Origin of the sequence: Klebsiella pneumoniae (assembly GCF_000742135.1) — a bacterium.
Lineage (GTDB): Bacteria > Pseudomonadota > Gammaproteobacteria > Enterobacterales > Enterobacteriaceae > Klebsiella > Klebsiella pneumoniae.
The window spans coordinates 3,750,219-3,774,110 of the sequence record NZ_KN046818.1 but is presented as its reverse complement, the minus strand read 5'-3'; the positions used below and the strand labels follow the sequence as shown (position 1 = coordinate 3,774,110).

At 51.5% G+C, this 23,892-nt stretch carries 19 protein-coding genes and 1 pseudogene; 16 read left to right on the top strand and 4 right to left on the bottom strand.

From position 1 onward, the window contains the following. Nucleotides 1–9 precede the first annotated feature (9 nt). The 5 genes from DR88_RS07830 to DR88_RS07850 all read left to right on the top strand — a co-directional run bounded on the left by DR88_RS07830 (nt 10) and on the right by DR88_RS07850 (nt 4,578). A complete protein-coding gene (locus tag DR88_RS07830) occupies nt 10–972 on the top strand; it encodes a LacI family DNA-binding transcriptional regulator (RefSeq protein WP_002915031.1) in 963 nt (320 codons plus the stop codon). A 177-nt stretch (nt 973–1,149) separates the two neighbouring features. Continuing rightward, nucleotides 1,150–2,067 (top strand): metal ABC transporter substrate-binding protein, encoded by a 918-nt coding sequence (locus tag DR88_RS07835; protein ID WP_004149505.1) that lies wholly within the window; start codon nt 1,150–1,152, stop codon nt 2,065–2,067. Then, a complete protein-coding gene (locus tag DR88_RS07840; protein ID WP_004149506.1) occupies nt 2,064–2,885 on the top strand; it encodes a manganese/iron ABC transporter ATP-binding protein in 822 nt (273 codons plus the stop codon). The genes DR88_RS07835 and DR88_RS07840 overlap by 4 nt, the downstream gene beginning before the upstream one ends. Beyond that, the gene (sitC, locus tag DR88_RS07845) at nt 2,882–3,730 is read left to right on the top strand and encodes an iron/manganese ABC transporter permease subunit SitC (RefSeq protein WP_025861049.1); all 849 of its coding nucleotides are present in this window, start codon (nt 2,882–2,884) and stop codon (nt 3,728–3,730) included. The genes DR88_RS07840 and sitC overlap by 4 nt, the downstream gene beginning before the upstream one ends. Next, a complete protein-coding gene (locus DR88_RS07850; protein WP_004181059.1) occupies nt 3,724–4,578 on the top strand; it encodes a metal ABC transporter permease in 855 nt (284 codons plus the stop codon). Before sitC ends, DR88_RS07850 begins: the two co-directional genes overlap by 7 nt. Before the next feature lie 66 nt (nt 4,579–4,644). Here DR88_RS07850 and DR88_RS07855 read toward each other — a convergent pair whose 3' ends face one another. Both DR88_RS07855 and DR88_RS07860 read right to left on the bottom strand, forming a co-directional pair. Beyond that, nucleotides 4,645–4,986 (bottom strand): nitrous oxide-stimulated promoter family protein, encoded by a 342-nt coding sequence (locus DR88_RS07855; RefSeq protein ID WP_032412958.1) that lies wholly within the window; start codon nt 4,984–4,986, stop codon nt 4,645–4,647. Nucleotides 4,987–5,052: 66 nt separating this feature from the next. Then, complete coding sequence (locus DR88_RS07860; RefSeq protein WP_004151056.1) at nt 5,053–5,940, bottom strand: LysR family transcriptional regulator; 888 nt, start codon at nt 5,938–5,940, stop codon at nt 5,053–5,055. 184 nt (nt 5,941–6,124) lie between these two features. Here DR88_RS07860 and DR88_RS07865 point away from each other — a divergent pair, with 184 nt between their 5' ends. Both DR88_RS07865 and DR88_RS07870 read left to right on the top strand, forming a co-directional pair. Beyond that, nucleotides 6,125–7,066 (top strand): AEC family transporter, encoded by a 942-nt coding sequence (locus DR88_RS07865; protein ID WP_004149508.1) that lies wholly within the window; start codon nt 6,125–6,127, stop codon nt 7,064–7,066. A gap of 35 nt (nt 7,067–7,101) precedes the next feature. Continuing rightward, nucleotides 7,102–8,811 (top strand): thiamine pyrophosphate-requiring protein, encoded by a 1,710-nt coding sequence (locus DR88_RS07870; RefSeq protein ID WP_004149509.1) that lies wholly within the window; start codon nt 7,102–7,104, stop codon nt 8,809–8,811. Between the two features lie 39 nt (nt 8,812–8,850). Here DR88_RS07870 and DR88_RS07875 read toward each other — a convergent pair whose 3' ends face one another. Further along, the gene (locus DR88_RS07875; protein WP_025861042.1) at nt 8,851–9,144 is read right to left on the bottom strand and encodes an Rdx family protein; all 294 of its coding nucleotides are present in this window, start codon (nt 9,142–9,144) and stop codon (nt 8,851–8,853) included. 215 nt (nt 9,145–9,359) lie between these two features. Between DR88_RS07875 and DR88_RS27420 the strand changes: the two are divergent. From DR88_RS27420 to DR88_RS07910, 6 genes and pseudogenes are all read left to right on the top strand, one after another. Continuing rightward, nucleotides 9,360–11,723, top strand: a pseudogene (locus DR88_RS27420) (TonB-dependent receptor domain-containing protein). Between the two features lie 71 nt (nt 11,724–11,794). Then, a complete protein-coding gene (locus DR88_RS07890) occupies nt 11,795–12,826 on the top strand; it encodes a hemin-degrading factor (RefSeq protein WP_004890170.1) in 1,032 nt (343 codons plus the stop codon). Continuing rightward, nucleotides 12,823–13,641, top strand: a complete 819-nt coding sequence (locus tag DR88_RS07895) for a heme/hemin ABC transporter substrate-binding protein (RefSeq protein WP_004181072.1) — start codon at nt 12,823–12,825, stop codon at nt 13,639–13,641. The genes DR88_RS07890 and DR88_RS07895 overlap by 4 nt, the downstream gene beginning before the upstream one ends. Further along, nucleotides 13,641–14,636, top strand: coding sequence for a FecCD family ABC transporter permease (locus DR88_RS07900; RefSeq protein WP_004185411.1), 996 nt, complete (start codon nt 13,641–13,643; stop codon nt 14,634–14,636). Before DR88_RS07895 ends, DR88_RS07900 begins: the two co-directional genes overlap by 1 nt. Next, a complete protein-coding gene (locus tag DR88_RS07905; RefSeq protein WP_004149516.1) occupies nt 14,629–15,408 on the top strand; it encodes a heme ABC transporter ATP-binding protein in 780 nt (259 codons plus the stop codon). Before DR88_RS07900 ends, DR88_RS07905 begins: the two co-directional genes overlap by 8 nt. A 365-nt stretch (nt 15,409–15,773) precedes the next feature. Continuing rightward, nucleotides 15,774–16,391, top strand: a complete 618-nt coding sequence (locus DR88_RS07910) for a Fic/DOC family protein (RefSeq protein WP_025367930.1) — start codon at nt 15,774–15,776, stop codon at nt 16,389–16,391. Here the strand turns inward: DR88_RS07910 and DR88_RS30995 are convergent. Then, entirely contained in the window at nt 16,388–16,558 is a 171-nt protein-coding gene (locus DR88_RS30995) for a hypothetical protein (protein WP_162865967.1), read from the bottom strand. The genes DR88_RS07910 and DR88_RS30995 overlap by 4 nt on opposite strands. A gap of 534 nt (nt 16,559–17,092) precedes the next feature. On the opposite strand from DR88_RS30995, the gene DR88_RS07915 reads away from it, so the two are divergent. The 3 genes from DR88_RS07915 (at nt 17,093) to DR88_RS07925 (ending at nt 23,804) form a co-directional block, all read left to right on the top strand. Continuing rightward, nucleotides 17,093–20,752: an AAA domain-containing protein gene (locus DR88_RS07915; RefSeq protein ID WP_004149520.1), complete on the top strand. Its 3,660-nt coding sequence runs from the start codon at nt 17,093–17,095 to the stop codon at nt 20,750–20,752. 4 nt (nt 20,753–20,756) lie between these two features. Next, on the top strand, nt 20,757–22,574 hold the full coding sequence (locus DR88_RS07920; protein ID WP_004149521.1) for a phospholipase D-like domain-containing protein: 1,818 nt from the start codon (nt 20,757–20,759) through the stop codon (nt 22,572–22,574). 195 nt (nt 22,575–22,769) lie between these two features. After that, on the top strand, nt 22,770–23,804 hold the full coding sequence (locus tag DR88_RS07925) for a hypothetical protein (protein ID WP_004149523.1): 1,035 nt from the start codon (nt 22,770–22,772) through the stop codon (nt 23,802–23,804). Nucleotides 23,805–23,892 lie beyond the last annotated feature (88 nt).

Sequence of the window (23,892 nt, the reverse complement as noted above, 5' to 3'; positions counted from 1 at the left end):
GAAAAAGCCATGCCAACGATTGATGATGTTTCAAGATTAGCGAATGTCTCAAGAGCGACGGTATCCCGCGTGCTGACCGGCACCCGGGGCGTGCGCGAAGAGAGCCGGGAAGCTGTGCTGCGGGCCGTTGAAGAACTCAACTATCGCCCGAGCTTTGCCGCGCAAAACCTCGCCAGTCAGACATCCAGCCACGTTGGTCTGGTGATTTCCGCGCAGGACGAAAGCCACGGCGCACGTCTGCTGCCGCTGCTCTCTCAGGCGCTGAAAGGGCTGAATAAAAGCCTGCTGGTCCAGTACGTCAGCGACCCGGTAGAGCAGGCGGCGGTAATCGACGATCTGCAGCGCCAGTGCGTGGCGGTGGTGGTGCTGGGCGCCGTTGCCGCCGACGCGCCGCGCAACGTTATCGCCTTTGACCGCTTCGGCGTCGCCGGGAGCAACAGCCAGGGCTATGACTTCGCCTTTGCCACCGAAAGCGCCTGCCGCTATGTGATTGGCAAGGGACACCGCAACATCGCCCTGCTGGTGGACAGCGATAGCGACGATGCCAGCCGTCAGATGCTGGAAGGCTACCGCAACGTCCTGCAGAACTACTCCATTCCTTTTAACCGTCAGCTGGTGCTGACGGCCAACGATGACGTCGAGCAGGCGCTGCTGACCTTAATTAACAGCTTCAGTAAATACTCAGTCATTATCGTTAAACGCGACCGCTATGCGGCAGAGGCGATGCGTCTGCTGCGCGAATTCACCATCGCCGTCCCGCAGGAGGTCTCCCTGCTGAGCCTTGAGGATTCCCCGCTCGCCTCGCTGCTCTACCCGCCGCTGACCTGCATCTCCTGGCCACTGGAGGCGCTGCTGGATAACTGTATTCAGCGTATTCGCAGCCTGATTGACGACCGGCCAACCTTCACCGCCGAGGGCCGCTCGCTGGCTGGCCGCCTGATCCCGCGCCAGTCGGTCGCCGATATCTCTTGATCTTCGCCCGGTTGGCGCCGGGCCAGACTTACCTCCCTTTTCGCGCTTTCGTTTCCCGGCTTATTATTACCCACGCATGCAAATAAGAATTATTTTCATTTATAAATAGCTTGTGCTATATAACATAGCAATGGCTATAAACGCTGGGAAATTAACCACACCATTGCGAGGGATCCTATGCTACACCTGACACCGCTGAAATCATTGCTGCTGGCCAGCGCGCTGGCTCTGCTGGCCGCGACGCCGGCCTCGGCGCAGGAGAAATTCAGGGTTATCACCACCTTCACGGTTATCGCCGATATGGCGCAGAACGTGGCCGGCGACGCCGCCGACGTGAGCTCCATTACTAAACCGGGCGCGGAGATCCATGATTACCAGCCCACTCCCGGCGATATCAAACGCGCGCAGGGGGCGCAGCTGATCCTCAGCAATGGGCTTAATCTCGAACGGTGGTTTGCCCGTTTTTATCAGCACTTACAGGGCGTTCCGGAGGTGGTGGTCAGCGAGGGGATCCAGCCGATGGGCATCAGCGCGGGCCCCTATAGCGGGAAGCCCAATCCCCATGCCTGGATGTCGGCAGATAACGCCCTGATCTATGTCGATAACATTCGCGATGCGCTGGTGAAGTACGATCCGCCTCACGCCGACACCTATCGCCGTAACGCCGAGGCCTACAAAGAGAAGATCCGTCAGACGATGGCGCCGCTGCAGGCCAGACTGGCGCAGCTGCCGGCGGATAAGCGCTGGCTGGTCACCAGCGAGGGAGCCTTCTCCTATCTGGCCCGCGACTATGGCCTGCGCGAACTGTATCTGTGGCCGATCAATGCCGATCAGCAGGGCACCCCGCAACAGGTGCGCAAGGTTATCGACACCATGAAGAAAGAACGCATCCCGACCATCTTCAGCGAAAGCACCATCTCCGATAAACCGGCGCATCAGGTGGCGCGGGAAGCCGGGGCCCACTACGGCGGCGTGCTGTATGTCGATTCGCTGAGCGCCGCCGACGGCCCGGTGCCGACCTGGCTCGACCTGCTGCGCGTCACCACCGAAACCATCGTCAACGGTATCCAGGACGGGATGAGGAAGCAGCCATGAATGCAGCGCAAGCGGGACTGTATGTCGACCAGCTCACCGTCACCTGGCGTAACGGCCACACTGCCCTGCGCGACGCCTCGTTCAGCGTGCCGCGCGGCTCCATTGCCGCGTTGGTGGGGGTTAACGGCTCGGGTAAATCCACGCTGTTTAAAGCGCTGATGGGCTTTGTCCGCGTCGGTCACGGCGAGATCGCCATACTCGGCCAGCCGGTCAACCGCGCGCTGCGCCAGAACCTGGTCGCCTATGTCCCGCAGTCGGAAGAGGTGGACTGGTCCTTCCCGGTGCTGGTGGAGGATGTGGTGATGATGGGCCGCTACGGCCATATGGGCTGGCTGCGGCGGGCAAAGCCGCGCGATCGCGAGATTGTCGATGCCGCGCTGGCCCGCGTGGGCATGAGCGAGTTCCGCCATCGGCAGATTGGCGAGCTCTCCGGCGGGCAGAAAAAGCGCGTCTTTCTTGCCCGCGCCATCGCTCAGCAGGGTCAGGTGATCCTGCTGGATGAACCTTTCACCGGCGTCGATGTGCAGACCGAAGCGCGGATCATCAGCCTGCTGCGCGAGCTCCGCGATGAGGGCTGTACCATGCTGGTCTCCACCCACAACCTCGGGTCAGTGAGTGAATTTTGTGATTATACGGTGATGGTGAAAGGCACCGTGCTGGCCAGCGGCCCGACAGAAACCACCTTCACCGCCGAGAATCTGGAGCGGGCTTTCAGCGGCGTGCTGCGCCACGTCGCGCTGACCGGCGCGGAAGCGCAGGTTATCACCGATGACGAGCGGCCGTTTATCAGCCGGCGCGCGGCGGGAGGCCCACGATGAGCTGGCTGCTGGAGCCGTTTGGCTATCACTATATGCTCAATGCGATGTGGGTGTCGGCGCTGGTGGGCGGCGTCTGCGCGTTTCTCTCCTGCTACCTGATGCTCAAAGGCTGGTCGCTGATTGGCGACGCCCTCTCCCACTCGATTGTGCCCGGCGTCGCCGGGGCCTATATGCTCGGCCTGCCTTTCGCGCTCGGCGCGTTTCTCTCCGGCGGTCTGGCGGCGGGCAGCATGCTGTTTTTGCAGCAGCGCTCGCGGCTAAAAGAGGATGCTATTATCGGGCTGATCTTCTCCTCCTTCTTCGGGATCGGGCTGTTTATGGTGTCGCTGAATCCGACGTCGGTGAATATTCAGACCATCATCCTCGGCAATATTCTGGCCATCGCCCCGGAGGATATTATCCAGCTGGCGGCGATCGGCTTTATCTCAATGGCGATTCTGCTGCTGAAATGGAAAGACCTGATGGTGACCTTCTTTGATGAACACCACGCCCGCTCGATTGGCCTGAACACCCGCGGCCTGAAGCTGCTGTTCTTTACCCTGCTGGCCGCCTGCACCGTGGCGGCGCTGCAGACCGTCGGCGCCTTTCTGGTCATCTGCCTGGTGGTCACTCCCGGGGCCACCGCGTGGCTGTTAACCGATCGCTTCCCGCGCCTGCTGGCCATCGCCGTGGCTATCGGCAGCCTGACCAGTTTCTTCGGCGCCTGGCTCAGCTACTATCTCGACGGCGCCACCGGCGGCATTATCGTGGTCGCGCAAACGCTGCTGTTCCTCATCACCTTTATCTTCGCGCCGAAGCACGGCCTGCTGGCCAGCCGCCGCCGCGCCGGGGAGGCCGCATGCTGAACCTGTTCCTGGCCCCGTTCCAGTTTCCTTTTATGGTCAATGCGATAGCGATATCGATCGTCGTCGCCATTCCCTGCGCGCTGCTGTCGGTGTTTCTGGTGCTCAAAGGCTGGGCGCTGATGGGCGACGCCATGAGCCACGCGGTCTTTCCGGGCGTGGTGCTGGCCTACATTATCGGCATCCCCTTCGCCATCGGCGCGTTTATCGCTGGTCTGCTGTGCGCCGTGACGACCGGTTTTCTCGACGATAACAGCCGACTCAAGCGCGATACCATCATGGGGATTGTCTTCTCCGGCATGTTTGGCGCCGGACTGGTGCTGTACGTAGCGATCCAGTCCGATGTTCATCTCGACCATATCCTGTTCGGCGATATGCTGGGGATCTCCCTCAGCGATATTGGGCAAACGACGGCGATCGCACTGGTGATTGCGTTGATTATCGGTCTCAAATGGCGGGATTTTTTGCTGCACGCCTTCGATCCAACGCAGGCTAAAGCCAGCGGCCTGCGCGGCGGACTGCTGCACTACGGCCTGCTGTGCATGATCGCCCTGACCATCGTCGCGACGCTGCAGTCGGTGGGGATTATTCTGTCGATTTCGCTGCTGATTGCCCCCGGGGCGATCGCGCTTCTGCTGGTGAGACGCTTTATCCACGCCCTGCTGCTGGCGGTAGCGGTGGCCATCGGCTGCTCGGCGGGAGGGGTGTGGCTGGCGTTTTATCTCGACAGCGCGCCAGCGCCGACTATCGTGGTGCTGTTTACCGCGCTGTTTGTGGTCGCCTTTGTCGCAAGCACGATCCGCGATAGTCAGAAACAGAAAACTTCAGCAATTATCCCCGGTGGCGGCTAACGCCTTGCCGGGGCTACAAGAGCACGACTTGTCGCCCGGCTGCGCAGCGCTGACCAGGGAAAGCCGCTACTTTTTCGGTCGATATTTTTCCGGCAGCGGCGGCACCGGGCGCCTGTCGTCCAGCAGATGGCGAACAGTGAGGATCGGGTGGCGCCAGAGCATCCGCGGCCCGGCCCAGCGCATAATCTGCTTCATCTCCTCGCGCTTCGCCGGCTGGTAGCAATGCACCGGACACTGCTTGCAGGCCGGTTTGTTCTCGCCAAACACGCACTTATCAAGGCGCTTGTCAGCGTAGGCGTTCAGCGCCTGATAGTGCGCATTATCGGCCTGCGCCTCGGGACAGCGTCGCTGGTAGAGGGCAATCATCCGCTGAATCGTCATTTTTTCCCGTTCGATACGCTTCCCCATCTCCCCGCCTTTCGTCTTTTTTAAGATGCATTTATCATACACCTTAATATCCATACCCGACCAGACTCACTGCTTCAGATGTTGAATCAACTGCAGGGCTGCCCCGGACAGAACCCCGAAATGGCTGTAGGCATAGAAATCCCGGATAAAAACGCTGCCCTCGAGCTCAAACGGGCGCAGCAGGCCAAGCGCTTCTTCGTGTCGGTAAACCGGGGCCGGCATCGACGTTAACAGATCGCTCTCGCACAGAAAGGCCTTAATGGCCGAGGATGAGGCGCACTCAATAACCGGTTGCGGACAGGGCAACTGCCGGGCGCGAAAGATATCCGCCAGGATGTTCATTGGCGTACTAGACGGCGGCGGCATGATCCACGGATAGTCCAGCATCGCCTCCAGGGTGACGTCCGCCGCCTGATGCAGCGGGTGGTGCTGCCTGGCGACGATGCAGATCCGGTCCTGCCAGTTAATTTTGCCCCGCACCACGATTTTCTCATCATGCGGTAAGGGGCCGCAGAGGGCGATATCGATGTCGTGCATCAGCAACAGCTTATATAGCTCGGAGTCAATGCGGTCGACGATCCGCAGATGGATCTGGGGGTGGCGCTGATGGAAAGCCGCCAGCTTATCGATGAAATGGCTGGTCAGCAGACTGGAAACGCAGCCAATCCGCAGAATGCCTTTCCCGGCGCCGCGGATGAGCTCAATTTCCTCGCGCGCCTTTTGTTCGGTATTCAGCATCGTCAGCGCGTAGGGTAAAAAGGCGCTGCCATATTCGCTCAACGCCATGCCGTGCTTATGTCGTTCGAATAAGGATGCGCTCAGGTCCGCTTCCAGGCTCAATAGCAGTCGGCTCAGTCCCGACTGGGTGATCCCCATTTTCTCTGCGGCCAGGGTCATATTGCCTTCGCGGGCGACGGTAATAAATGCCTGAATCTGCTTAAATTTCATTGGCATGATATTTACTCATTGAATAAACGGTTTTTGCATTTCCCCTGCGCCCTTTTTTAGCGAATAAATATCGCTATCAATACGCTCAAAAATCACCGGAACGCATACTTCAAAAGGATTTATTTATCTCACCACCCACGGCAAAACACATTTCTGATCCGAAGATAATTTATAATGAGAATATATCACCATGACACAGAACAATATTCTATTAATTTCAGGCGCTATATTACCGGTCATCATTACCGTCATCATCGGCTATATTAGCGGTAAACGAAAAGACTTTAACTGGCAGCAGGCAGGAGACATCAATAAAATTGTGATGCTCTACGCATTGCCGCTAAGTATTTTCAGCAATATGGTGATGACGCCGCGACACATCGTCATGACCATGGGCCCGGTCGCCGTGGCTATCATCCTGGCGCTGATTCTCAGCTTCGTCATTCCCTTACTGGTCGCCCGCTATCTGTTTCGACGCGACCTCGCCCTCAGTACGCTGCAGGCGCTGGCCATCGGCTCGCCGGCAGTCCCGTTTATCGGCACCTCAGTGCTGGCCTTTTTATTTGGCACCGTCAGCGCGTCGCTGATCACCGTGTCCAGCATCACGCAAAACGTCTTCCAGCTGCCGCTGGTGATGATACTGATGTCGGTCGCCACCGGCGATAAGAGCCAGCATATTTCCTTTGGCGCACGGGTGGTGAACGCCATTAAACAACCCGTGGTCTGGTCGCCGGTGATCGCCCTGATCATCGTGCTGGCGGATATCCATATTCCGCAGACTATCTCGATGTCGCTGGGTCTGCTGGGCAAAGCCTCTGGCGGGCTGGCGCTGTTTGCCGCCGGGATCGTGCTCTATACGCGCAGCATTGTTATCACCACCGCTACCATTATCACCGTTATCGCCCGCAATATTCTGGTCCCCGGCGCCTGCTATCTCATTTTATTAAAAATGGGCTTCAGCATGGAGCAAATAAAGGAAGTCGTATTGACGATGGCTATCCCGGTAGGCTCCATCGCGATAATTATTGCTATGCAGTATAAAACCGGCGAGCAGGAAATGGCCTCGGCGATGGCGCTGAGTATTATTGCCTCCATCATTACGATGGGCGGATTTATTTTCTTAACCTTTTAATTACCGCGATTACACCGCGTGAATACGGAGAGAATATGGCCTCTATCACATTATCGGCTGCTGAACTGTTACTGCATCGGCTACAGGCGCTGGACGTGGCGTATATTTTTATCAACTCGGGCACCGATTATCCTCCAGTCATTGAAGCCTGGGCAAAGGCCCGGGCGACCGGGCAAAAGGTACCGGAGTTAGTGATCTGCCCGCATGAAAACGCCGCCATCGGCATGGCCCATGGCTATTACCTCGGCACCGGCAAGGTGCAGGCGGTGATGGTTCACACCAACGTCGGGCTAGCCAACGCCGCCTGCGGCGTCATCAATCTGGCGAACAGCAATATTCCGGTGCTGATTTTTGGCGGCCGCACGCCGATAAGCGAACATTCCCACTTCGGCTGCCGTAATACGCCGATTGGCTACGGCCAGGAGATGCGCGACCAGGCGGCGCTGATCCGTGAATCCGTGAAGTGGGATTTTGAACTGCGGCTGGCCGATCAGATCGGCGAGCATGTTGACCGGGCCTGGGCGATCGCCAGCTCCCTGCCGAAAGGGCCGGTCTACCTGAGCTTACCGCGTGAGCCACTGTGCGAAACCTTTGCCGTCGATGAGACCGCGCTGCAGGCTGGCCCTTCGCAGCAGCCGGTCCGCTATGCGCCAGTCCGGGAAGATATCGCCCGCGCAGCCGAGGCAATCGCCTGCGCCAGACACCCGGTCATCTTCGCCCAGCGCGGCGCCCGAACGGCGGAAGGCTTTGCGCGCCTCGATAGTCTGGTGCGCGAATGGGCGATCCCTCTGGTGGAATACTGGGGCACCGAGGTTACCCTGAGCGCCGATAATCCCCTGCTCGCCGGGACTGATCCCAGCGTCTGGCTCACTGACGCCGATGTGATTCTGGTGGTCGACTCGCAGGCACCATGGATGATCGCCGAGGGCGACTGTCGCCAGGACTGCACCGTGATCCAGATGGGCCCCGATCCGCTCTTCTCCCGCTACCCGGTGCGCGGCTATCGCGCGGACATCAACCTGGCGGGCGAGACCGATGAAGTCTTCAGCCTGCTGGAAGAGGCGCTGCGCCCGCTGCAGGCCGCCCGCCAGCAGCATGTGGCAGAGCGGGCGGCATATACGCAGAACCGCATCCAGCAACAGAAAAACCAGCGCGACGCGCTTCTCCATGCCAGCCAGACCGGGGCCATTACCAAACCCTGGCTCAGCTACTGCCTCGGCCATCTGGCTAATCAACACCGCGGCCGGATCGTTTCTGAACTGACCACGCTGCCGCAGTTTGCCGGACTGACCCATGCCGAGAGCTATTACCAGGAAGCGCTGGCCGGCGGCCTGGGCGAAGCCCTGCCCATCGCGCTGGGGCTGCAGCTTGCGCGCCGGGAAGAGCTGATTATTGCCGCCGTCGGCGACGGGTCGTACCTGTTCGCCAACCCTGCGGTCTGCCACCATATTGCGGAGGTAATGAAGCTTCCTGTCCTCGTCGTGGTCGGAAATAACGGCGGGTGGGGCGCGGTCGCGGGCGGCACCAAAGCGCTCTACCCGGACGGCTACGCGGCCCGCGCGGAAACCATTCCAGCCACCGCCTTTACCACCTCGCCGGATTTCGCCGCGATCGCCGCCTCCAGCCGCGCGGCGGCCCTGTCGGTTTCCCGGGCCGAAGATCTCCCCGGCGTGCTGGAAGAAGCGGTATTCCTCATACGCACCCGCCGACAAAGCGTGCTGGTTGACGTGCAGTTAGCCCGCTAACGGCTTCTCCTCCGGGCGCTTGTCGTCCGGAGGGGGTTGTCACCCCTTCTGGTCACCTTTATCCACATGGCCCAGCGGCTTCTCCGGGAAGCAGACATCGCGCACCCGGCGTTTCAGCTCGGCCGCATCCGGAAAACCGCCATCCTGCTTGCGCTCCCAGATCTGCTGACCGTCGACATCGATCGTGAAGATCCCACCGGTCCCCGGCACCAGCGTCACCGAGGCGATGTCGGTGCTGAAGGTATGTAACAGCTCCTGCGCCATCCAGCTGGCGCGCAGCATCCAGTTGCACTGGGAACAGTAGGTGATGATGATGGCCGCTTTTGAGTTCATCGTCGTCTCGCTAAGTCTGAAAGGGCAAATTGTAAACAAAGTGCAGTTTAAATGAAGAACACATGATTATTTTGTTGCAAACGATAATACCTATCATTACCATTCGCAATCAACAAATGGAGTAAGACCCCATCCGCAACGGAAAAGACGGAGCAACCTGCAACTCTGGAAGTAACGCGTGAGCCGATACTAATAACGATCAAGGCGTGGCGACTATGTACAAATCGACTCCGTCAGCAGCATGGTGTAAAAAACGCCTGCTGGTGACCTCTTTGTTTGCAGCAATTTATCAGACTTCTGCCATCGCAGCAGATACTTCCGCCGTTAGCGGCGAGGCGGTGGATGACACCTCGGAACAAATGACCGTCACCGCCCCCGCGCCGGTGCAGAAAGCCGGTAGCGAACACAGCATCAGCGCCCGGGAGCTGGAGAATAAAGGCGCTAACGATTTCGGCTCAATCATGCGCTATGAGCCGCTCATTAGCGCCACCGGGGCCAGCGGCGGCTCCGGCAACGGCAAAAGCGGCTTCGACCGCGGAGGTTACACCGGCTACAACATTCGCGGTATGGAGAGCAACCGCGTAGGCATCGACGTGGACGGTATCGCGCAACCCAACGCCACCGGCCGCGGCTACGTCGGCCGCGCCGGGCTCAACACCTTCGGCATCGGCCGCGATTATATCGACCCGTATATGTACGGCAGCGTGGATATCCAGTCCGGCGCCACCTCGACGGAAACGGCCAACAGCGCTATCGGGGGGAATGTCTCCTTCCGCCCGAAATCAGCGGATGATTACCTGCGCCCGGGCAAGACCAGCGCCTTCGGCTACCGCAGCGGTTACGACTCTGCGGATCGCAGCTGGCACAACGGGGTGACCGTCGCCGGCGGCGATGAGTTCCTGCGCGGGATTTTGGTCTATAGCCGCCGTGACGGCCAGGAAACCGAAAACAACAGCGGCACCGTCGACGCCTACCCGGCGAACTGGCACTCCGATGCTTTTCTGGCCTCCGGGATCTGGCAGCCTAACGATGAGCACAAGCTGACCAGCACCTTCGACTATTACCATAAAACCAACCACACCCACTACGATACCTGGGACTCCAGCGGCAACAGCACCATCGGCACCGCCAACCAGACCAGCCAGACCCGGCGCTGGGGCCTGAGCCTGAAGGATGACTGGACGCCGATGAACGACTACCTCGACAGCGTCTCCACAAAAATCTACTACCAGCATACCGAAGCCCATGACTGGACTTATATGCCGGACAGCGTCACCCGCAGAATGCAGACGGTGAACTCTAACTACGATACCGACACCTGGGGCCTGTAGACTGCGCTGGCGAAAACCCTGGGCCGCCACGATCTAAGCGCCGGTTTCAACGCCAGCACCAGCAAAACCCAGCGGCCGTTCAGCCAGTCGCCGATCCCCAGCGTTTACAGCGAGATCATGCAGCCGGAGGCAGACAGCCGCAGCTACACCCTCGGCGGCTTTGTCCAGGATAAGATCAACTTCGACCTTGATAGCCACAACTTCGCCATTATTCCCGGCGTGCGCGTGGTGCATCAATCGACTAAGCCGGAAAATCTGTCCGACCTTGCCGCCAGCAGCAGCGTACTGAGCGAATCGTCGGTGGCGAATCTGTACGGCAAAAACAGCGATACCCAGGTTCTGCCGTCGTTGACCTTCCAGTACGACCTCACCCCGCGCCTGATGACCTACCTGCAGTACCAGCGCGGGGCGCAGTTCCCCAACGCCAGCCAGCTGTATGGCTCCTGGAACCTCGGCTCCAGCTACGCCGGCAGCCAGCAGTATGCCCTGATCGGCAATACCGATCTGAAGACGGAAACCAGCGATAATCTCGAGTGGGGGCTGAAAGGGGAAGTTACCGAAGGCATCACCCTGCGCACGGCGCTGTTCTACAACAGCTATAAGAACTTTATCGCCTATACCCGCTATACCCGCGCCAACAATCCGGGCCAGTTCACGAATGTGCCGTCGAACATCTACACCATTTATCAGGCGGAAAACCGCGATAAAGCCTATATCTACGGCGGTGAGATTAGCACTAAATTTAACTTTGGCACCTGGTTTGAGCAGGTGGACGGCCTGAGCGCCACCCTCGCCCTCGGCTATAGCGAAGGGAAATCGAAATCCAGCTACAGCGGCGATAAATACGTCGACCTCGACAGCGTGGCGCCGATGAAAGCCATCGTCGGCGTGGCGTGGGACGATCCGGCGAAACGCTACGGCACCGCCCTGACGGCGACCTTTGTCAAAGGGAAACAGGCGACCGCCACCAACCGCGAAAGCTACAGCAACAGCGGATCCGCCATCACCGATGCCAGCAGCGACTATATGCGCGTGCCGGGCTACGGCATGCTGGACTGGACCGCGTACTGGCAGGTGGCGAAAAACGTGCGCCTCAATGGCGGGGTCTACAACCTCACCGATCGTAAATACTGGGATTACCTGAGCAGCCGCAATATCGAGACCGGCACCAACCAGGACGCCAACGATAAAGCGCTGGCGGTGATGCCGGGCCGCACCTGGCAGCTGGGCGTCAACGTCGACTTCTGATTGCCCGAATAATAACGCACCTGCCCCCGGCCCGCCGGCCGGGGATATTCATCGTCGAGAAGGATATGATTATGCCAAATGCACACCCTGACCTGTGGCAGCGCTACCAGGCCACCAAAGCGGCCAGTACCGCGAAATATGCCCGCGATATCGCCGCGGAAATGGGGATCAGCGAAGCCGAGCTGACCGCCGCCCGCCTCGGCCATGATGCCGTGCGCCTGAGCGATGACGCCCGGGCGCTGATTGCCGCCCTGGAGCGCGTCGGCGAAACCAAATGCATCTGCCGCAACGAGTATGCCGTGCATGAGCAGGTGGGCCAGTTCACGCACCAGCACCTCAGCGGCCACGCCGGGCTGGTGCTGAACCCGCGTGCGCTCGACCTGCGTCTGTTCCTCAGCCAGTGGGCCAGCGCCTTCCATCTGAACGATAATGGCCGTCAGAGCATCCAGTTTTTCGACCACCACGGCGACGCCCTGCTGAAAGTCTATGCGACCACGCAGACCGACATGGCGGCCTGGGAGACCCTGATCGCGGAATATCGGGTGGCGGCGCCGGCACCGCTGACCCTGCGCCCGCTGGAGCCGGTGAAATATGCCGATACCGCCGACGGCGCCGCCCTGGAGAACGACTGGCGCGCGATGACCGACGTTCACCAGTTCTTCGGTCTGCTGCGTAAATATCAGCTTTCCCGCCAGCAGGCCTTCCGTCTGGTGAGCGACGACCTCGCCTGCCGCGTGGATCGCCATGCGCTTCCGTCGCTGCTGGAGACGGTGCGCCAGGAGGGCAATGAAATCATGATTTTCGTCGGCAATCGCGGCTGCGTGCAGATCTTTACCGGCGCCCTGGAAAAGCTGGCCCCCATGCGCGGCTGGCTGAATATCTTCAATACTACTTTTACCCTGCATCTGCGCGAAGAGAGCCTCGATGAAGTGTGGGTGACCCGCAAGCCGACTTCGGACGGACACGTCACCAGCGTCGAACTGTTCGCTAAAGACGGCACCCAGATTGCCCAGCTCTACGGCCAGCGCAGCGAGGGGCACCCCGAGCAGACGCAATGGCGCCAGCAGGTAGACCGCCTGACCCGTGAAGGGCAGCCCGCATGATGCGCTGGTTACTGCTCTTGATCGCTTTCCCGCTGCTGAGTCACGCCGCCGTTGAGCGGCTCGTCACACTCGGCGGAGATGTCACTGAGATCGTTTATGCCCTTCACGCGGAGGAGAGCCTGGTGGCGCGGGACAGCACCAGCAGCTGGCCCCCGGCGGCGCAAAAGTTGCCGGACGTCGGCTACCTGCGACAGCTGAACGCCGAGGGGATCCTCGCGTTACGCCCGCAGCTGGTGTTAGCGAGCGCCCAGGCGCAGCCCTCGCTGGTCTTACACAAAGTGCAGGCGAGCGGGGTGAAGGTGGTTAACGTGCCGGGCGGCGAAAGTCTGTCCGCGATCGATAACAAAGTTGCTGTCATTGCCGAAGCGTTAGGCAAAACGGCGGCAGGCGACGCGCTGCGCCAGCAGCTTCAGCAGCAGATCGCCGCCATTCCCACGCAGCCGGTTGCTAAGCGGGTGCTGTTTATTCTCAGCCACGGCGGAATGAATACCCTGGTGGCCGGACAGCATACCGCGGCCGATGGCGCCATTCGCGCCGCCGGATTGCAGAACGCGATGCAGGGCTTCGACCACTATCGCGCCATGTCGCAGGAAGGGGTCGCCGCCAGCCAGGCGGATCTGGTGGTGATCTCCGCCGATGGTCTCAAAGGGATGGGCGGCGAAGCCGGGCTGTGGAAACTGCCCGGCCTGGCGCAGACCCCGGCGGGGCGTCATAAACAGCTGCTGACGATCGACGATATGGCCCTGCTGGGCTTCGGGCCGCGCACACCGCAGGCGATAATCGCGCTGCGAAACAAAGCGGAGCAGTTGCCCTGATGCGCCCTGCCCTCGCTCGCCGTTTGCTGCTGATGACGCTGCTGCTGGTCTCCCTGACGTTGTTTGCCACCACCCTCGGCGCCATGCGCTTGCCGCTGGTCAACCTGCTGCCTTCCGGGGATGACATGCTGCGCCATATCTGGCTGACCATCCGTCTGCCGCGGGTGCTGCTGGCCCTGCTGGTGGGCGCGGCGCTGGCCCTCTCCGGCTGCGTGATGCAGGGGCTGTTTCGCAACCCGCTTGCCGACCCGGGCCTGCTGGGCATCAGCAGCGGCGCCGCGCTGGCGGTGGCCAGCTGGCTGGTGCTCCCGTTCTCCGCTGCGGGGCTGATCGCCCTGTATATGCCGATGCTGGCGGCGTTTATTGGCAGCCTGGCGGTGATGGTGGTGATTTTCATCCTCAGTCGGGCGGAGGAGGGTTCGCTGTCGCGCCTGCTGCTGGTGGGGATCGCCATCAACGCGCTGTGCGGCGCGCTGGTCGGCGTCCTGTCCTGGCTGAGCAATGACGCCCAGCTGCGCCAGCTGTCGCTGTGGGGAATGGGCAGTCTGGGCCAGGCCGAATGGCCGACGCTGCTGGTGGCCGCGACCTTGATTATCCCGGCTGCGCTGGCGGTGTGGTGGATGGCGTCCCGCCTCAATCTGCTGCAGCTTGGCGATGAAGAGGCGCACTATCTCGGGGTCAACGTGCAGGCGCTGCAGCGCTGGCTGCTGCTGTGCAGCGCGGTGCTGGTGGCCGCCGCGGTGGCCATCAGCGGAGTCATCGGCTTTATCGGCCTGGTGGTGCCGCACCTGATGCGCCTGTGGCTGGGACCGGACCATCGCGGACTGATCCCCGGCTCGCTGCTGGCCGGCGCGATCCTGCTTCTGCTGGCCGACACCCTGGCCCGCACCGTGGCGGCGCCGGCGGAGATACCGGTCGGTCTGCTCACCAGCCTGCTGGGCGCCCCCTGGTTTCTGTGGCTGGTCTTTCGTCGGGAGAACTCCAGACATGGTTAATGAATACTGCGCCCAGGGGCTGTCACTTCACCTTGGTAAACGACAGATTATCGACAACGTCTCCGTCGCGCTGCGCGGCGGCGAGATGACGGCGCTTATCGGGCCGAACGGCGCCGGGAAATCCACTCTGCTGCGCCTGTTGACCGGCTATCTGACTCCGGACAGCGGCACCCGCCATCTTGCAGGCAAGCCGCTGGAGGCCTGGTCCCCCGAGGCGCTGTCGCGCCGGCGGGCGGTCATGCTGCAGCGAACGGCCCTGCAGGCCGACTGGACGGTGGAAACGGTCATTGCCATGGGACGCTCACCGTGGGGCGCGACGGCGGATCCGGCGGTGCTGGCGGCGGTGATGGCCGTCACCGGCTGCGATGGCCTTGCCGGTCGCCGCTATCCCGGCCTCTCCGGCGGCGAGCAGCAGCGGGTACAGCTGGCCCGCTGTCTGGCGCAGCTATGGCGCGACGGCGCGCCGCAGGGCTGGCTGTTTCTCGATGAGCCCACCTCGGCGCTGGACCTTTACTATCAGCAGCACCTGCTGCGTTTGCTCAAACGGCTCACCGCCGGCGGGCAACTGCACGTCTGCGTGGTGCTGCATGACCTTAACCTCGCCGCCCTGTGGGCCGACCGCATCCTGCTGCTCCACCAGGGACATCTGGTCGCCCAGGGCACGCCGCAGGAGGTGATCCAGCAGCCGGTTATCCATCGCTGGTACGGGGCGGATGTCCGCCTCGTCCAGCACCCGGACAACGCGGTCCCCCAGGTTTATCTGGCGCCGTAACCCCCGCGCGGCGCAACTGGAATCCGGATCGCGCCGCGCGCTTTCGTCGGTTTCCCTCACCTGCCCATCTCCGTTATTATGTCTCATCCATGTGATAACGACGACAACTACAAAATCGCAGCCATTTCAAATCAGGGATCTGGATAACACCCCATGAGCACAATTGACAATCTCGACGCCCACACGCCGATGATGCATTGGTGTGTTAGCGCTTATTATTAAAGATTATTTTTCACAATTTAATAAAAACTACACTTCAACCTACACTTTTGTAACTATCTGATTTTACGAATATTGTTTGCTGTACTCATCCAGCGTTATAATCTCCCTGTTTTTCCATCCCTCTAATAACACAGGGCATCTCCATGAGCCGATACCATGTATCCAGCAGTGAAGGTCAGTATGAGAAAGACTCTGGCGAGCAGGTTTTGGCTAATAAGCTGGGGATCGCTACTTCTGATGAGATGGATGAGGCTGAACTTGTCCTGTTAGAACAACTCTACCAGTCTGTTTTTGAAGAGCAGTTCCCGGAAGGACAGCTCAGCGTAGCCATGCTAAAAAGCTGGCATCGCCGCTGGTTAGGTAACATCTACGAGTGGGCTGGACAAGAAAGAGCAGTTAATATCAGCAAAGGCGGCTTTATGTTTGCCCCCTCAGCGCAGTTGCCAAAACTGCTGAACGAATTTGATAACAAGTATCTGGCTCAATACACACCGTGTAGCGGCATGGACGAAGAACAACTCATCACCGCTATCGCCATCACCCATGTCGAGCTGATACTTATCCATCCATTCAGAGAGGGAAACGGGCGCCTGTCGCGACTGCTAGCCGACGTGATGGCCGTTCAGGGAGGATACAAACCGCTGGATTATCAAAGCTGGGAGGAAAACAAAACCCAGTATATCTCGGCTATTCATGCAGGTGTATCAATGGACTATGAGCCGATGAAACACTGGGTCAGTGAAGCATTAAGAAAGATCTAAGCGAGGCGAAGATGCGCGAATTTCTTGCGTGCAGCTTCAAGTGAAGCTTCAACGCTAGCTGACGGCTGGCCGGTTTCGACGGCCGTTGATGTCGCCACAGAACGCATAATGTCCGAGCGAGAAGGTTTAGCATAAGTTGCATGCTCTTTTTTTCTGTTATTGCTCATTAAGCCTCCTCTACATCCAACGATGTTACGCATGAAGCTATGCGAAAGAGTATTATACCAAAACTTTTAAACGACGCCACCTCTATAACCTCAGATGAACAATGCCCTTATCAAACCTGCTTGATAAGCGGGGAATCGACAAAAAATTCGCAATCAATAAATTGACATAAAGCATCTCAAGGATGCGGAAAGGTTTGCTAATAAAGAAAGAAATAAATTCCTTTTAATTCATGATGTTGTTAGCTAAAGTGTTTTTATTAGCTTGAGGGTAAAATTCCTTAGGGCGGTAGCGTTCCTATAACAGAATTAACGTGATCTGATTCACAAGTTTACAAAATGACAGAAGGACACATCTATTCAAAATAACAGCGTATATTTTCAAGATAGTAAACATAATCATCACAACCCTTTTAATAAGTCATTAATAATTTTAAACTGTCATACTCTCAAGCTTTTGAAAACAAATAATATCTTTATAACCACTTCAAAACGACTACAGATATGAGCTAGCGAAACTAATCATCTGGAGCATAAATGGAAACTTATCTCACCGGAAACTTCCTCAATCAATATGAGGATATTAATACTCTAAATGAATATGATAGAGAAAATGGCAAACCATGCTTATTAGAGGCTGCGCAAAATGCCAAGCGAGTGCTAATAAAATTTTGGCCTAAAGATGAATCAAAAAACAACGATATAATTGAAGATTTGTGGCGATATGAAATAAGACAACTCCATAGGCTGAAAGGCTTGCCCGGTCTAGGAGACTATATATCTTCTATAGTTGACTCAGGAAAAGATGAAAGGGGATTTTACTTAGTATTGGATGCCGACTTCAGAGTTCCTCTGTCATATATATTTAAAGAAAAAAAGACACTAAGTTTAAATAAAGAATGGATCAGGAATAGTAGAAGAATTGAGAATAGAATCAAACTTTGGCATAATTTTATAAGAATTATTAAAGCCATCGAACTATTGCATTCCCAAGGTCTGCTTCATAGGCATCTGGATAAAGATTCTATACTAACTGATCCTAGATCACTTGACTTTGACTTCCAATTAACCGGCTTCGAATGGTCACTACGCGTCCACGCTGTTTCAGATAAACATAACGAATATACATCTAGAGATTTGAAGATTAATAAGCAGTATTCTTTTTTATCTGATTGGGCTGATTTAGGTTTTCTAATAGCCGAATTACTTAACATAAGCTCAGATAGATTAATAAATCTTCAAGTCACAATTAATGATTTAGTAGATGAAACCGATCTAATTCTTGATGAATTAATTTTAATTCGCGGATTGATTGGTGTTATGAAATTAGAAACCAACTTATCGAGGGAGGCCATAAATGGCTCTATAATAATAGAAAAAGCAAACACTATATTGAAGTCATTAGAATCTCTAATTTCAAAAGAAAATTCAACTAGGCATATTGAATTTCTTTTTTCGGCAAAAGCAAACTCGGAAGTAACACCAGACAAAATAACATCTGTTTTTAATGCCATACAATATACCATAAATAGAGATCATGGAATCACAATTTCAGATAAAGATATTGATGAATGCTTAGACTTTATAACAAGGGATCTATCAGGGAAAATATACCTATCTATAAATAAAAATAGAAGTAATAAAGAAGAAATACTTCTTTACGGAGAAAAACTCACTTATGTACTAGAGAAAAAACGCAACGGTAAAACAGAGGACTCTGATTGGAACATTGCATTCTGCCATGCTGCTTATGTTGAGCCTCCAAGACAAATAAAATTCAAAGCTAAAAGAATAGCTTTAGAAAGAGACGTATTAAAATGTATTCAGTTTAAATCTAACAATCGTTATCAAGGTATATATAACTCTTGGGATGATCTAATCCTTGAACTTGAACGAGATGATAATAATATTCTTCCCAATAGAGTTATTGTCGAAGGGTTTGCTATATATCACCTAACAGAAATAGCTTTCGCAAAATCAGAAATTTACCCTGTAACATTAATTAGTTATGATAAGGACAAAACAGAGTCAAAGTTTTTTACAGTAAGAATACAATGCAGACAAGATGATGACCATATATCGACATCATTAGGTATTAAACCACCTGCGATTCGATTACATGACAACTTAGAGAATGATAGAATTAATTCAATAAGCTGGATTCTTACAGAAAACAACAACTTCTATGATGGTGATAATGAAGTAACATTGGATTTTATAAAGACAGAAAGAAACCATGAAGGGGTTTACGAATATATATTCACAACAAATACACTAAACCCAGGTTTCAAAAAATGCTTCCTTATACCTTCATCAGTGCAGGGAACTATTAAGCAATTAAGTAGAAGAGCATCATCTATAGATGAATTAAGTAACCACGCAGAGCTAAGGAGTATGTTAGATGATCCTTACAATAACACTATTATATCTGAAATAAATAACAACCTTCATAGTTCTTTTTATTCATTGGATGAATCTAAAAAAGATGCATTTGAAAAAATAAATAAGACTTTGCCTATATTCTTAGTCCAAGGACCTCCTGGTGTTGGGAAAACATATCTGATAACGACTCTTGTAAATCAAATATTCTCTAATGAAAGTGAGAGTCGAATAGTTCTAACGGCACAAAGTCATTCTACTGTCCAGCATTTATACCAAGAAGTGACTTCATCCTTAGATATAACGAACTCCAAACCATTAATTGTTAGTTGTATAAAAAAATATTCGGATGATGATAGCGATGACATATCAATAAACCAATTAGACTCCCTTGCGCTAGAATATATTAAAAGATTTATTGATAGTGATATTTTTGATGAATGTACATCAACTATAAGTAAAAATTCAATTATATCAGCCAGTCGTAAATCATCCAAATCAGACAGATATTCTCTTATCAAACAGATATTGAAATCTGCAAATATGGTTTTTGCTACAACTAACTCCAGACAAGTAGAAGAATTAATTAGTGAGAAATCACAATTTGACTGGTCAATAATGGAAGAAACAGGAAAAGTCACAGGCGTAGAACTTCTTAGCCCGATGTTACTTTCATATAGAAGACTGATGATAGGTGATCATAAGCAGTTACCCCCTTATGCAACAGAAAAAATGAGAGAGATCCTCACTGACATTAATAAATTGAAGAACGCAATAATTATTGCAACTGATATAAATAATCAACAAATAAAAGGTGATTGGATAAAAGAGCGTTTTACTGAAAATTTTATCTCAACAATTGATAGCGAAACACTTGAAAAATTGAGTTCTAGTGCAGTCAGGCTTCATCTCTTATTTGAAAGTCTTGTGCTTGAAGAAAAAGTGAAATCACAAAAATATATAGATCGTTACGGTGATGATAGAAAGCATAGAAAAATTGCGAGCATGCTTAATTTCCAACATCGTATGCATCCAGATATCGCAAACTTGATCTCTAGCGTATTTTACGATAAAAAGCTTAAAACAGAACCTTCAAAAGAAAAATTCTATAGAGATGCAAATACTATTACCCCTTTTACATTTAAACCTAACTCACCATTACTTAACTCCCCGGCAATTATATGGATTGATACCCCCGATGTTCAACAAACTAAAAACAATTATGCTGCAGAATCTCTTCCTGTTTGGACAAATAACTTAGAAAAAAATACTCTTTTATCCGTTCTTGAACATTTGAGAGTGAATTCAAACGCAGAAAAAACACCAAAACTAGCAATCATGTCACCTTATGCAAAGCAGGTAGATTTAATTAAGAGAAGTCTGGATAAAAAACTGCATAAAGAACCAAATTCGTTACAAATAGAATATTTTCAAAAACCAGATGATCATTCTTCATTTTGTAGCACTGTTGATGGTTTTCAAGGGGCTGAGGCTGACATAGTTATTGTATCTATGGTTAGAAATAATCATCATTCTTATGTTAGAGCATCTCTAGGATTTCTCCTTGATAGTAGGCGCATGAATGTCCTACTAAGTAGAGCAAAATATAAGATGATAATTATTGGTTCATTCGAATTCCTTAAATATTGGTCTGATTTAATCGACAAAAAAGAAATTAAAAAAGGTGATTTAAGCAATCAATTTTTAGTCGATCTTGTCAATAAACTCATCGAATATGAGCGTGAAGGATTATTAAAGAAGATTGACTCTAGAGAATTCAAACACGTAAAACAAGATAAGAATAAGAAAAGGACATAATATCATGTCACTAACTACATACGTAATAGTACCTTTTGGATACGGCATGCATCGTTTTAGTTTAGCGAAAGCCAAACCTTGGGGGCCAATTGAAAAAATATTGTTAGGGTATATTGCTAAAACACCTTGTACCTCAACTTTTTTAGCTAAGACATCAAATCTCCCCAGGCAACTCGTCGTGGAAATGCTAATCCCTCTGATGAAAGCTGGATGGATCGAAATAAAACCAATCAATGATGAATATTTTTTTGTAACAACGAACAGGGGGGCAGAAGTAGCCTTATATGAAGAACTACCTACTGATAGCATCCCTTATTCAAGAGTTAGAAGTTTTATGGTGGACCCTTTGACTCGTGAGTGTTACCGATACGAGAAAAGAAAAAAGAAACAAAGTTTTCAACTATACTCTAAACATAATATTTTAGATGCTACAAAGTCATTCCGTGGTTTATGCTCTGAATTAAATATCATCTCTAGCTACACTACTACCTTATCTAGAATTTATGAAAAAATCACAAATTACGATGAAGAGGTTATTGATATAGAAGATGACATAATAGATACAAATTATTCTAAAAATATACATTTTGCTCTTGCCGCCATAGACGACATGGGGAATATTACAGGAATGCCCGAAATATCAGATGAATTAAAGTGTGAGATACTTAAAAGAGATAAGAAGATTCGTGAGCGCGCAGAGATATTAGATATAAGTAAATCTGATATCTATGTTGGAGAAAATATTAATGAAACTGTTAAAACGTTACCAAAACGTTTAATTAACAAAGAGCAAGTTAGACTGATTGCAGGTCCCGAAGAACATCGGATGCATCTTTTCAATTCAATAATCAATGCAAAAAGTAGATTAATTATACATTCTACATTTATCAATGAAGAATGTATTGCTGATGTGTTTGATAATTTAATAGATGCGGCACAACGATCAGTCCAAATTGATATTCTATGGGGCCAAACAGAACCAGAGGAACAGAATAAACTTGAATCTTATAAAAATGTCATAGCCAAATTTGACGAATTAAATAACAAAATAGTACAAAAAGGATTATCTACACAAATAAAATTCCATAGAGCCCCCACTCTATCTCATGCAAAATTCATAATCCATGATGAAATACAGGGTATTTACAGCGCTACATTAGGTTCGTGCAATTGGCTATCGAGCAGATTTAATAGATTTGAAGTATCTGCCTGTATAACCGACGATTTAATCGTAGCAGATTTAACTGATATATGCTCCCATCTATCAATGGGTGGAACTGGATTAGCAAATAACCTGAGCAGAGAACTAGCTTTTTTCTCTGCAAGCTTATATAAAAATGTTAGTATACGCAAAGAATCAGATGGTAATACTAGCGTTCAAATAATTTCTGCACCTGAGCATCACCCTATAGTAAAACAAGCTTGCAATGTAGTTAAAAACAATATATTTATTTGTAGTCATAGAGTTAGCTATGCGGGTGATAGACCTATAATATTACCGCTGAAAACCGTGAAAGCGTACGATAAGAATATATCTATTGATATTGCTTATGGAAGATCAAGTGGGGATCTAAAATCAGCCGAGCTTAAGGAATTAAAACAAAATCTTCAGTCTTTAGGTTTCAATATTACAACCGCAGATAATCCTCAAGTACATGCTAAGTTTTTCTCTTGGGACAATAACAATATTGTAGTCACAAGTCTTAACTGGTTGTCATCTTCTTCTAAGGGTGATATTTACAATGAACTAGGTTTCCTTATTACACTTCCTGGCATTGGAAATGAAGTGAAGGAAAAATTCCATGAAATGTATCCAGAATAATATTTATTGTTAGAACTCATTATATGCCATCCTATAATGATGGCATATCCCCCCCCTAATAACTACATAACAGAGCCCCCTTTACCAATAATCTTCTGTAAAGTTACATCTCTTAATGATGAAAATGTCATATATGTTATTAGTTACACAAGTATATTCATCTCAGCACACATTAAAATATAAGGAGAGGTTTTGATGGCAAGAAAGAAAATTTGGGCATACGCCATCGATAACAAAGAGGAATACATTAAAAATAAAGAAACAAATAAAGAGCGATTATTCTTTATTTGGGAGGTTATTAAGATGCGAAAAGAAAACCCTAAAGAGCTTTCTTTGCTAACCTTTATGAGCACACAATCTAACAAGGATAAACGAGCAGAATTAACACCAGTTAAAAAAACAAAAACCGCCTTTTTCAGATATAAATCTGATTCAACAACATTTGCCGAAAGCCATGATTCTGATTCAGAATACATATCTCATGAAACTGCAATTCTAGTTTTATCGGAAATGAAAAAAATAAATTTTCAAGATAAAGATAAAAATTATGAGATTGAATTCGACAACATAAAAAAAGACGACTTACAAATCAAATTCGAAGATGGATCAATTTATTATCCTGATCTAGTAGGTTTTTTTAGCAAACCAATAGAATTAGCCAGGAAATGGGGGGGGAAAGTAGCCATTGAAGTTAAAGTAACTCACAAATGCAGTTATGAAAAAATAAAAGATTTTCAAGACCATAACATACCCATAATTGAAGTTTCATTATCGGATAAGATGAGGCTCAATTCAGAATTAAACAATACTGATATCGATGAAGATGAAATGGAACGATATTATAACTTTTTAAAGAGCAAATTTAATAACATTGTTTATATGAAAATATTATCTGACCCTATAATGTTAAATGAGCATAAATTTATAATTAACAAAAAAAATGAAACGATTATTAAGGCTATAAAAGAGATTGAATCATTTAAAGGCCAACTGGCAAAAGAAACTGAAAAAAAAGAATTATTTGAATCAACAATAAAAGAAATGAAACAGGAAATATTTAAGCTAAAAGAATCAATCGATAATACAAAACATCTTAATAATTCTTTGCTAACGCAATTAGATAATGAAAAAAACAGAGCTAATTCATTCAATGAAAAAATTAATGAATTAAAACTCAAGGATTATGAAAGCATGAACTTTCTAGAGCGTTTTAAACGACTTTTCAGGTAAATTTTTTAATAAAGAATTAAGAAAACAACAAAATGCAACAGAAGATATATATGTATAAAACTCTCCAACTAGAAATTAGTTACGAATA